Annotated in this window: 9 protein-coding genes; 1 reads left to right on the top strand and 8 read right to left on the bottom strand. The window is 48.5% G+C overall.

All coding sequences use genetic code 11. From position 1 onward, the window contains the following. Positions 1-46: 46 nt before the first annotated feature. The 3 genes from dapD to ppx all read right to left on the bottom strand — a co-directional run bounded on the left by dapD (position 47) and on the right by ppx (position 3,701). Positions 47-868, bottom strand: a complete 822-nt coding sequence (dapD, locus tag ACV7NC_RS00915; protein WP_458153549.1) for a 2,3,4,5-tetrahydropyridine-2,6-dicarboxylate N-succinyltransferase — start codon at positions 866-868, stop codon at positions 47-49. 31 nt (positions 869-899) lie between these two features. After that, positions 900-2,096, bottom strand: coding sequence for a succinyldiaminopimelate transaminase (gene dapC, locus ACV7NC_RS00910; protein ID WP_458153548.1), 1,197 nt, complete (start codon positions 2,094-2,096; stop codon positions 900-902). Between the two features lie 120 nt (positions 2,097-2,216). Then, positions 2,217-3,701, bottom strand: coding sequence for an exopolyphosphatase (ppx, locus tag ACV7NC_RS00905; RefSeq protein WP_458153546.1), 1,485 nt, complete (start codon positions 3,699-3,701; stop codon positions 2,217-2,219). Positions 3,702-3,760: 59 nt separating this feature from the next. Here ppx and ACV7NC_RS00900 point away from each other — a divergent pair, with 59 nt between their 5' ends. Beyond that, entirely contained in the window at positions 3,761-4,285 is a 525-nt protein-coding gene (locus ACV7NC_RS00900; protein ID WP_458153545.1) for a SixA phosphatase family protein, read from the top strand. Between the two features lie 36 nt (positions 4,286-4,321). Here ACV7NC_RS00900 and ACV7NC_RS00895 read toward each other — a convergent pair whose 3' ends face one another. The 5 genes from ACV7NC_RS00895 to ACV7NC_RS00875 form a co-directional block, all read right to left on the bottom strand. Continuing rightward, the gene (locus ACV7NC_RS00895; RefSeq protein ID WP_458153543.1) at positions 4,322-4,768 is read right to left on the bottom strand and encodes a helix-hairpin-helix domain-containing protein; all 447 of its coding nucleotides are present in this window, start codon (positions 4,766-4,768) and stop codon (positions 4,322-4,324) included. A gap of 182 nt (positions 4,769-4,950) precedes the next feature. Then, complete coding sequence (locus ACV7NC_RS00890; RefSeq protein ID WP_458153542.1) at positions 4,951-6,789, bottom strand: AMP-dependent synthetase/ligase; 1,839 nt, start codon at positions 6,787-6,789, stop codon at positions 4,951-4,953. A gap of 72 nt (positions 6,790-6,861) precedes the next feature. Next, positions 6,862-9,354 carry an acyl-CoA dehydrogenase gene (locus tag ACV7NC_RS00885; RefSeq protein WP_458153541.1) on the bottom strand — a complete coding sequence of 831 codons (2,493 nt, stop codon included), beginning with the start codon at positions 9,352-9,354 and terminating at the stop codon, positions 6,862-6,864. Between the two features lie 397 nt (positions 9,355-9,751). Continuing rightward, positions 9,752-10,951, bottom strand: coding sequence for a porin (locus ACV7NC_RS00880; protein ID WP_458153540.1), 1,200 nt, complete (start codon positions 10,949-10,951; stop codon positions 9,752-9,754). A 502-nt stretch (positions 10,952-11,453) separates the two neighbouring features. Beyond that, positions 11,454-12,248: an FxDxF family PEP-CTERM protein gene (locus ACV7NC_RS00875; RefSeq protein WP_458153539.1), complete on the bottom strand. Its 795-nt coding sequence runs from the start codon at positions 12,246-12,248 to the stop codon at positions 11,454-11,456. Positions 12,249-12,374: the final 126 nt, after the last annotated feature.

Genomic DNA, 12,374 nt, shown 5'->3' with positions numbered 1-12,374 from the left:
TAGAAATCCCCTTTCGGGGATTTTTAGTTTCATCAGTGAAATTCAATTATATTCCACGCAACAATTCATTAATTCCTGTTTTTGAACGGGTTTTGGCGTCAACCTGTTTGACGATCACCGCACAATATAAACTATACTTGCCGTTTTCTGCAGGTAAATTACCCGATACAACGACAGATCCTGGTGGAATACGTCCGTATAATACTTCTCCTGTCTCGCGGTTATAAATTTTAGTGCTTTGACCAATATACACACCCATTGAAATCACCGAGTTTTCGCCGACGATCACACCCTCCACAATCTCCGAGCGAGCGCCGATAAAGCAGTTATCTTCGATGATCGTCGGATTGGCTTGAACAGGTTCCAATACGCCGCCAATACCGACACCGCCGGATAAGTGCACATTCTTACCGATTTGCGCGCAGGAGCCGACCGTCGCCCAGGTATCGACCATGGTGCCTTCATCGACATACGCGCCAATATTGACGTACGATGGCATCAACACTACATTGCTCGCAATGAAAGCCCCTTTTCTCACAGCAGCGGGCGGAACGACGCGAAAACCGCCATCGCGGAAATCTCTTGAACTATAATCTGCAAATTTTGAAGGTACTTTATCGTAATAGTTGGAAAAGCCGCCTTTAATAAAACTGTTGTCCTCAATCCGGAATGACAGTAAGACTGCTTTCTTGATCCATTGGTGCGTAACCCAGCTACCTTCGATTTTTTCTGCGACGCGAAGCTTTCCGTTATCCAGCATCGACAAAACCTGAGCAATCGCCTCTTTTAAACTGGCATCGACATTGCGCGGTGTAATCTCAGCCCGGCGATCAAAAGCTTCTTCAATGATGGTTTGCAATTCAGTCATATCATTCCCTAGTTATATAAATTCAGGCTATTTAAGCCAAACGTGTCAATAATTCCTTAATCCTATGCATCGCTTCGACGCACTCCTGCGGCGATGCAACCAGTGCAATCCGCACATAATTTCTACCCGGATTCGTTTCATGTGCGTCACGTGCAAGATAACTGCCAGGTAATACTGTCACATTATAATCTTGATAAAGCTTTCTGGTGAATTCGGTATCACTGACCGGCGTTTTAAGCCATAAATAAAAACCGGCATCCGGCTTTTGCACATTCACCACCGCTGATAATAATGAAATTGCATCAGAAAATTTCTGTGCATATAAACGGCGATTTTCTACTACGTGAGTTTCATCAACCCAAGCTGCCGCACTGGCGGCTTGCACAGCCGGATTCATTGCGCAACCGTGGTAAGTTCGATACAACAAAAATTTCTCCAAAATCTCAGCGTCTCCAGCAACAAACCCAGATCGCAGACCGGGTACATTCGAGCGCTTCGATAAGCTATTAAATACCACCAGCCGCGAATAGCCTTTGCGTCCCAGCCGGTTGGCGGCATCCAATGCGCCGAGCGGTGGATTCGCTTCATCAAAATATATTTCCGAATAACATTCATCTGCAGCCACCACAAATCCATATCGATCTGACAGCGCAAACACTTTTTGCCATTCATCCAACGTCAGAACGCTACCGGTCGGATTATTGGGTGAGCACACATACATGAGCTGAGTTCTCGACCATACGTCATCACTCAACTGAGAAAAATCGAGTTGATAGCGATTCTCTTCCAAGGTATTAAGAAAATGCGGCGTGGCACCCGCAAGATATGCAGCGCCTTCATAGATTTGATAAAACGGATTAGGGCAAACCACAACCGGACGCACACCATCGTTATTGATGACCGCTTGCGCAAAAGAAAACAACGCCTCACGGCTGCCGTTTACCGGAATAATCTCAGTATCCGGATTGATCTCCGGCAAATTGAATCGCCGTTTTATCCAATCCGCTATGTTAATCCGGAGGGTGGATATCCCCAATGTTGTCGGATAGTTGGACAATCCATCCAAATTATTTACTAAGGCACGGCTTATAAAATCCGGAGTTTGATGCTTGGGTTCACCTATTTGCAATTCAATTGGCGTAAATCCGGGATGCCGGGACACTCCATCCAGCAGTTGACGTAATTTCTGAAATGGATAAGGTTGTAATAAATTGAGTTTAGGATTCATTCCACTGGAAGGAGCAATAGTTTGGAAAAGCTTCGATGATCGGCTTGGACAAATGGATTCAGGAGTGAATTATAAACGGTTATCGTGGGATGACCAATCGATTGCAGTGCTGACCGGCCCCTAATCAAATACTAATTTGAAATCCGCAGCCTGCAAAAAAACTTGTTCAGTTGTCAAGTCAACCAAGGTAAGCGGATGCTGATCAAGCCACCCGGGTGGAAAATGCAAGATGACAATATTACCATCCACGTCAATGTGTATATCCGGCAAACTGATATTGGATCGGCTCCGGTGCAATACCACCGCCAGACGCAACAGGATGCAGAGCCTTATCAAGGGCGTACGCATCAAAACGGGTATCGATTCAAACTCTTCCAGCGGAAATTTGCGGCGATGGCAACGAACCAACATCGCCAGTTTCATTTGCTCTTGACGGGAAAAACCGGCCAAATCGGAATTGGCCGTTAAGTAAGCGCCATGCCGGTGATATTGATTGTGCGCAACCGAGAGCCCGATTTCATGAATCAATGCGCCCCACGATAATAATTTTAAATCTGCTTTTCTATCCAATTTCCAATCGTCATGGACTTGAACAAAAAAATTTTCAGCAGTTTCCCTTATTCGCAGCGCTTGCTCCATGTCGACACCATAACGCTGTGCGACTGCCAGAATGGTTTTATCACGAATATCTTCGTCATGCACACGGCCAATCAAATCGTATAGCAGCCCTTCGCGTAAGGCGCCTTCCGAAATATCCATCTTATCCAGCTTCAATGCCTCAAAAACACCGACTAAGATCGCTACGCCACTTGCAAATACCGGTTTTCTTCGTTCTGACAATCCGGCGAAATTAATCGCGGCGCTATCTCCAATCGCAATCAGAGTCTCCATCAAATGTGTCAATGCCGTTGCTGTAATGCCAGTGTCACACCAGCCTTGCGCTCGCAATACTTCGCCAATGGAAATGATCGTGCCGGATGAACCCAGCGCATAATCCCAGCCCATCTTTTTGTAAGCGGACTCCAATGACTCCAGTTCCTGCATCGCAAACAAGATCGCCTTGCGCATCCGCTTGGCTTTGATCTTGCCATCCGCAAAAAAACGCTGGCTCACGTTCACGCATCCCATATACAAACTCTCAGTATAGAATGTGTCAAAACCGCGGCCGATGATTAATTCAGTACTGCCACCGCCAATATCAATCACTAATCGTTTATGCGTTTCATCGTACAGACTGTGCGCGACCCCTGAGTAAATCAATCGCGCTTCTTCACGCCCCGCAATGATCTCAATCGGGTGGCCCAAGGCAATATGGGCTTTGGCCAAAAACTCAGCGCCATTCCGCGCTTGACGCAGTGTATTGGTTCCCACGGCACGAACATTCAAATGCGGAACTTGGCGAATGCGTTGACCGAACCGCTGCAAACATTCCAGCGCTTGCTGCATGGATTCCTTGGACAATTCCTGTTGATCGTTCAAACCTGCAGCCAATCTGACCATCTCCTTGATTCGATCGATGACTTGCAACTGCCCGTCAACGAGATTAGCGACGATCATATGAAAACTGTTGGAACCTAAATCAATTGCTGCGTAGGATTCATCCATGACAAATGTATTCTCAATATCGATAAAATAGCTGATTAAAACCTAATATCTGTAAACAAATGAAAAATAGATTGATTTTGATGCGCCATGGCAAATCAGACTGGACTGTTGAGCATTGCACTGATTTTGATCGCCCTTTAACCGTGCGTGGCCAAAAAGCCGCTCGCCAAATGGGAAATTGGTTACGACAGCAATCTTACAACTTCGATCGTATCATTTGTTCTCCTGCGCTGCGAACCCGGCAAACTTGCGAACTGGTTTTGAAAAAATTAAGCATTTCGCATTCCCAAGTCATTTGGGAATCTGCCATGTACGAAGCCTCATTGGATACATTGATTTCCATTCTCGATCGTCACGGTCTCAGTGCTCACACGCTCTTCATGATTGGACACAATCCCGGACTTGATCAACTGCTCTGCCATCTTTCGATCGATCCACCCGCCGTCAATCACTGCGGTAAACTTTTAACCACTGCGGCGATTGCAGTTCTTGAATACAATCAGAGTCGCATTACCGGCGCGTTACATCAAGCAAAGTTACGATACCTCATCAGGCCCAAAGAATTAAGTCTTAACAAAAATTAACAATCTGATGAAAAATTAAGGACTTTCGGCAGGGTATCAGGATTTTTTCTTGTTTTTACCTTTCTTTTTAGATTTTTTTTTGTCCTTCGCTTTTTTTTCCTTACTTTTTGCTTTTGTGTTTTTCTTGTTGTCTTTTTTCTTATCCTTCGCTTTCTTTTCTTTAATCGCAACGTGCTCCGGTTCAACCGGCGCCAAAGATTTTCCGGCGACACTCGCCTTGCGGGAAGTTGTTGCGGCAGCCGTTACGGCCGTAGTCTGTGTTTGGCCGCTTTTAGCAGTCTTTGGAGGAGTTTTCTTTCCTTTTAAATAATCCGCAGCTGCTTGTTTCACTGCGCGCGCTCTCAATTCACCGCCAAACCCCGGGATTTTTTGTAACTCTGCCAACTTGATAGCTGCCAACGCAGCCACTGTTTTGACTTGGTGATCCGCCAGCAATTTTGCAGAAGCTGGGCCAATACCGGCTACATCAGTTAATTTCTCCATGACAGACTCCTTATTTCCATTAAAAACGTGTCCGTGCACGCTATTCTCGGTGTTTTTTGCGCTCCCGTAATACCTAACCCATTCGCAGATTTATCGAGTGAAAATTACTTAACATCGAATCGATTGATTGCCGCACCCGGTATGATCATGATCAATACACGAGAAAAACACCGCATAATCTGCTAATGTCCGGCATATAACCGGTCAACCGCAGCTTTGTGTTGCTCAAAAACTTTTCCGCGTTTTAATTTGAGCGTCGGTGTCAATAACCCATTCTCCACACTCCAGGGTTCATCAATGACCGCTACCCGGCGGATTTTGGCATATCCGGGAAATTCACTGGTTTGCAACGTTATCCGTTCCAGCAGAATTTCTTCCAGTTGCTGTCTTTGCTGATCGCCGGTCAAATTCCCATCCAAACCGTGTTGCGCGATAAAATCCTGCCATCGGGTTTTATTCAAAACAGCCAAGACACTTAAGTAAGAACGCGCTTCACCGATCAGCATGACTTGCTCAAACAGCGGATCCCGCAAAATTGCTGCTTCCATGTCGGCCGGCGGTACTTTCTCGCCGGTCGATAACACAATGATCTCTTTCAAGCGCCCGGTAATAGTGACATGCCCTTGCTCGTCAATCGAGGCAATATCCCCCGAATTCAGCCAGCCATCGGAAGAAATGATCGCTTTTGTAGCGTCCGGATTATTCCAATAACCCAGCATCACATTAGGTCCATGAATCAGCAATGCATTATTCTCACCCAGTTTTACTTGCACTCCAGGAATTGGCAACCCGACACTGGATGGCACATTATTGTCCACTCTGTTGGCGCACACGACCGGGCTGCTTTCGGTCATGCCATACCCTTGCAGAATGGGCAATCCTAGCCCGATAAAAACACGGGAAACTTGCGGTGATAATGCGGCACCGCCACTCATAGCGAACCGCAAACGTCCACCCAATTTGTTCAATACTTTATCGGCTACCAATTTCTTCAGCAGCGGCCACAGACAGTGTGAGAATTGCCAGCTTCCTCTCCCTTGCTGGTATTCAAACCGGCTGTAACCCACATCGACTGCAAAGTTGAATAGCCATCTGGCGAAACCGGAGCCTTCCGCAAGTTTGGCCCTAATGCCGGAAAATACTCGCTCGTAGATTCGCGGCACAGAAATCAGCAAAGTTGGACGAATCGTCAATAAATCTTCCTGCAATTGAGGTATCGAGCGGGCGTAGGCGATCGTCGCAGCTGCCATCATCGGCACATAGTAACCGGATGTGCGTTCAAACGTATGCGACAGCGGCAAAAAGGAAAGCAGCAAATCATCCGGCAGCACCGGTATCACTTGCAGGCAACTAGCGGCATTGGACAAGATATTGTGATGACTGAGCATTACACCCTTTGGCCGGCCGGATGTTCCGGACGTGTAGATAATTGTTGCAAGTGCATGGGGATCAGCAGGGATATGTTTTACGGCGCCGGCGTGTACTGCCAGCCAATCCTTAGCAGCAATCACCCGAACGCTATCGCATGGATCGACGCAATCCGGTTCCAGAGGCCGCAGAACAACCACTCGCTGCAATCCCGCAATTTCATGTTGAATATTTAAGAATTGCCGCCATTGATGCGCGTTTTCCAACAGCAACACCTTAACACCCGCATCGTTGATCACATACGCAGCATTCTCGACGCGGTCATCGGTATATAAAGGAATCACCACTAAACCAAGACCCAGGGCCGCTTGTTCGAACATCACCCATTCCGGAGAATTCTTCATCATGATCGCCACGCGGTCGCCGGGTGCCAGTGATTCTTTCTCCAAAGCGGCTTGCCAGCGGGCTACGAATTGATCCATTTGCGCCCAGGTATAGCTGGCCCATTCCTCGCTGATCGGGTTGAAATACCGGTAAGCCGGCTTATCCGGCGTGCGCTGCACGCGTTCATGAAAAAGACCATCCAGCGTTCTGGCTTTTTCTACTGGAATAATATCGATTATTCCGTCATGTTCCTGTTGCGGTGCGTTCATTTCATAAAACCTCGGACAACGGATAACATAAGTTTACAGCACCTCGGGGTTAGTTTTTCACGCAGAAACACATCACTGTTTCCCTTGCTCTTCCGCAACCGCAAGCTCAGTTACCGGCTCAATGCTTTCAGATTGCTCGGTAACTTCTGCATTCCCGGTGCTGCTTTGCGATGCCGCACGTTTGCTGCCGCCTGCCTTCGCCGCATCATTTTTAATGCTTTGAAGCGTTTTTTCATTGCCTGAACCGGTTTTTGCTTCTGCACCCAGATCGGGAGAAAAATCATCCACTTTCACAACCCGGTTGCGCAATTCATTCACTTTATTCAGCAGAGCCGCTTCTTCCGCAGTGATTATATGATTTTGCAACGCTTGCGCGATCTGCTGGCCACCATATTCGGTCACTTTATGCGACTTAACCGCTTGACGCAGCTTGGTTTCGATAGCCTCGCATTCAATCACACACTGCAACGCTTGCTCTAAATCAGCCAATGGTTCATGTTCTGCTACCGGCAGATAGATCCCGAACGTCAACCGGTCGCGCACTGCACCCGGTTCCATCATGAGTTTCGCTACTTCATGCGTTAACGCATCGGTTGGCGGTTTACAGCGTCTACCCAACGGAAAAATCAATCCCCGTAACAACCAGCCAACAACCACCGGTACCGGGAAATTGGTCAGAAACTCATCCAGAGCTTGCTGCAAGCGATAAAGGGCATCCTGCATCGACCAGTGCAGCAATGGCAAATCCGCACTCGGGCGATAATCATCTTCGAACCGTTTTAAAGTTGCCGAGCACAGATACAACATACTCAGAATATCTCCCAGGCGGGCGGATAATCGCTCTCTGCGCTTCAGCGACCCTCCAAGCCACATCAACCCGATATCGGCGATACAGGCAAAACTGGCGGAAAATCGCGCCAACTGACGATAATAATCAGCCGTCTCCGGCGCGCAATTGTCCGGCGCATTGGTCTTGATAAATTTACCGGCGAGCGCGTACACCACACTATTGCCAATATTTCTGAGAGTGAACCGGGCATGGCCGACCAATGCCTCGTCGAAGGCCAGTATGGCACGATTGAGATTATTGTCATGCGCGGCATTCACTTCTTTTAACAGATAGGGATGACATCGAATCGCGCCTTGACCGAAAATAATCATATTGCGCGTCAAAATATTGGCGCCTTCGACCGTAATGCTCACCGGAATCTGCTGATAGGTGCGCCCAAGGTAATTCCGCGGGCCGATACAAATCCCCTTGCCGCCGTGAATATCCATTGCATCGTTAATTGCCTGACGGCCGCGTTCGGTCAAATGATACTTAACGATCGCCGATATCACCGATGGCTTTTCGCCCAAATCGACCGCGCCAGCGGTCATGACACGAGCCGCATCCATCATGTAGGTATTACCGCCAATGCGCGCCAATGCTTCTTCGATACCTTCAAAATACCCGATAGGGACTTTGAACTGCGTACGCACCCTGCTATAAGCGCCGCTGGTTCGGGCTGCCAATTTTGCAGCGCCTACGCTGGTCGCTGGCAATGAAATCGAGCGGCCTGCAGCAAGACAGTTCATCAACATCTTCCAGCCCTGGCCAACGCCCTCGGGTCCGCCGATAATCCATTCCATCGGGATGAAAACTTCTTTACCCCAGTTCGGGCCGTTCTGAAATGCGCCGTTCAATGGATAGTGTCGGCGTCCGATATGAACTCCCGGTGTATGGGTCGGAATCAATGCCAACGTAATCCCCAAATCCTCTTCGCCGCCAAGCAACCGATCCGGGTCATACAATTTGAAAGCCAACCCTAAAATGGTTGCGACCGGACCTAAAGTAATATAGCGTTTTTCCCAAGTCACTCGCATGCCGAGCACGTCGGGTCTACCATCGAATTCGCTACGGCAGACAATCGCAAAATCCGGCATTGAGCCGGCATCCGATCCGGCATGCGGAGAAGTCAATGCAAAGCAAGGCACTTCCAAGCCTTTGGCAAGCCGCGGCAAATAATATTGTTTTTGTTCGTCAGTTCCATAATGCAGCAATAATTCAGCCGGTCCTAACGAGTTCGGCACCATCACCGTTACCGCCGCCGAGCCGCTGCGGGAGCCGATTTTCATCACTACTTCGGAATGCGCCAACGCCGAAAATCCATAACCACCGTACTGCTTTGGAATGATCAATCCGAAAAAGCCTTGATCCTTGATAAACTGCCAGACTTCCGGTGGCAAATCTTTCAACTCGTGGGTAATCTTCCATTCATCCAGCATCGCGCACAGTTCTTCCACCGGACCATCCAGAAACGCTTGCTCTTCCGCAGTCAATTGCGGTTTTGGATACGCCAGCAATTTCTTCCAATCCGGTTTGCCGCTGAATAAATCGCCTTCCCACCAAACAGTTCCGGCATCCAAAGCTTCCTGCTCGGTCTGCGAAATCTGCGGCAACATTTTGCGAAAAACCTTCAGTAGCTGACCGGTAACCAAAAATCGGCGAATTGCAGGAATTCCCAAAATTACACCGGCAGTTACAACAAGAAACAAGAAGATATAGAAAAGAAACTGGAGCATGATGATTTTCCCCGTAGTGAGAAAAGCCCAGTCAAACAACAAACTTGACCTTTCGATTGCGCAAACCCGGATCCTGATTGAATCCGGCTTCTGCTAAAAAACTTGCAGCTTCAAATTTACATGATATTAGCTCAAACCCCTACTCAAAAGCTGAAGTTTCGCTCATCGATTGTTGTGAAATTTAGACACCCGGGGCGATATTTTTCTAGCGCCGGTGGTGACGCCTGTATAGCTCGAGAAATATTGGTAGTTCAGCACTACATAACGATACCGTTCAAGGCAAACTGGATTACCAGCAACAAATCCCAGTAACCATATAAATTTCTGAAAAATATTGAATAAGGAAATTAAAAATAAAAAAGCGCCCTGCGGCGCTTTTTTACCTATCCAACTCAGCTTAGAAATTATGCCGCATACCGGCAGACCAGATATTCATATCCCTGAAGAAATCCGATGCGCCGCTGCCGACCATCACACGTTGGTAGCCACCGAACAAGCTCGAACGGCTGCTCAAATTGTGGATCACACCCACCGTGAATTGGCTCGTTTCACGTTTTCCCGACAAAGCCGTTGCATGTGCGTGCGACATCCCGCCTTGGGCGATAAAGCTGGTATTGCCCCAGTCATACTGTCCGCCGGCAAACCACAAATTGCCGTCACCGCCCATGTTCATAGCGGAATTACATTGACCGCGTGAATCCAACGAACCTGTCGCCGGATCACCCAATGCCGCCTGGTTGGTACAAGTTGCGGCACCGACCGCATTACTGACGTTTTCATACTGGCCGTTTAGTTTGAAGTTTTGCCAGCTCCAAGAAGCGCCGCCACGCCAGACATGTTCGTTGTTTGTCAATCCTTGAGCGATTCTTTGGCGAGCGCTGACATTATCCCGGGAATAGCCTCCGAATACCGCGAAGTGGTGATCTCTCAAGCTGGTATCGTATTTACCCGCAACTTGAAAATCCCATTCACCGTCTTCACCGCCGGAATTGGTTTGACTACCTGGAAATCCGCCGCTTGGCGCAATGAAATTCGCCGGATCCAGACGATTGGAGTCACCTGGCATTAACAATCCGGCAAAGCTGAAACCGTCGACTTTAGGTGAATCGTAGCGGATTGCGCTGTTCACAAAACCCATTGCACCAGCACCCAAGCCATTTGCGGAAGCGGTCATGGTGCCGCCGCTACCAGCCGCTTGCAAAGTCGTGTAAGCAAACGGATCGATGGTCATGCCGCCGGCAAAATCTTTGAACGGCGATTGCACGCGGCCAAATTTGACTTCACCCCACTGATCGCCGGCGAGCGCTACCCAGCGCTCACGCGCTCCGCCCAGATTACCCGCGCCGGTATTGAAACCATACTCGACACGCGCTTTGACTTTAAAACCGCTGCCCAGGTTTTCGGTCACATGCGCCCCCATTTTTGAGCGGCCGGTATCGTCACCGATCAGGGCTTGGCTACTCTGGCCATCACGATTAACGGTTGCATACTCGGCTTGCAAACTCCCAAACAGGGTTAAATTTGTTCCTTGCGCTAACGCAGCCGCCGGTATGGCAAATACACCGGTTATCGCTAACGCCATCAGTTTTTTCTTCATCCTGCAGTTCTCCAAAAATTCGATCGGACTCGGTTTCCGCCACGCGAGGCGGAACAGCTCAATAATAAAAAGACTGAAATGATGCGGCTCGGTCTCTGTTGATCCGCCCACACTTCAGAAAATGCAACGATAGGGTTGTATGATTTCCAGATCAGAAAATCCGGGCTGATTGTGCCTAAGCGCTTCAGCTTCTGCAAGGATTATTTAAAAAGTTGCTTTTGCTAAAAAATTCTTCTTTAAATTCAATGCAAAAAGCCTTGTATCGGGCCAAGGAGGTAATTTGGGCACGATACAAGGCTTACTTGCTCATACATGAAAATTGCTGCGGGAACACTGAAAGATTGTCACACTCATGCTGCATTGCATCTGTCAGTATGAAAAATACTACACCGCTACACCGGTCGCTAATAAATCATATTGCCAAAGCTCTCTCGAATACAGCTTGGAAGCTGAATTATTCAGGGTTTCCCGCGATTTCTTCCCAATTCACATGCATCCGCTCTTAAACCATCCGGCGGCGGCGGGCGCTAAAACCGAGCAGCCCTAAACCGGCCAGCAGCATCGCATAGGTTTCAGGTTCCGGAACAACTGCCACCATGCCTTCGATCCCTAACGCAGTGAACGGTGCTGAGGAATTAAAATAATCCGTGCCGCCGACAAAAATCGAATAATCACCCGCCGATAAATGGAAGACTTTCGATACCATGTGATCGGCCAAGCCATCGGCGCCGGGAATCACGCCAGTGCCATAGTCGATGCCAAGACCGTCATAGGCATGGCCTACGTAGGTAAAGGCGCTGGCCGGATCGTTGTTATTGTTGGTAATGCTCCAATCGGTCAACGCACGGAATGAGCCTTCGGTCAACCCAACGCCGCCGACCGCATCGCGAATGGCTATCGATCCAGGTGCTCCGTCATGATCGGCCGCAAACGGCGCTACGTGCGCCAGTCCTTTATAGAGGCTGAAGCCAGGCATAATGCCGGCGATCACGGAAGACCCTGTCGAGGTAACATAAGCTTGTTCCTTGAAAGAGATTTTGACATCGGCATCATTTTCCAATGTAAAGCGGTAAGCTCTCGTACGATGGGAATCGCCCCAATCCGCATCGGTGCCGTCTATCCAGCCGTGCCAGCCCGAAGCCGATTGATTGGAAATGGTATTGGATGCAGCAGCGGTACCCGTGAACGTCCCGAAATCACGTCCGCCGTAGCCAATGTGCGCCATCGCAGGCACTGAAGTCAGGCCGGCAACTAATAAGGCGTATTTCAATGTTTTGTTGATTAATTTATTTTTCATAACAGACCCTAAAAAACTAACTTGAATACTAAAAATGCGGGAAATTTTTCTTATTCCCGCAACCGAACGTTGGCCAACGCGCCCGCAGTATTGATCAAAGATTTTAGAGGGTCAATGCGGTAAATT

The sequence above is a fragment of the Nitrosomonas limosa genome, assembly GCF_054188085.1.
Note: the sequence above shows the minus strand (reverse complement) of the source record. Positions and strands in the feature narration are given on the sequence as shown.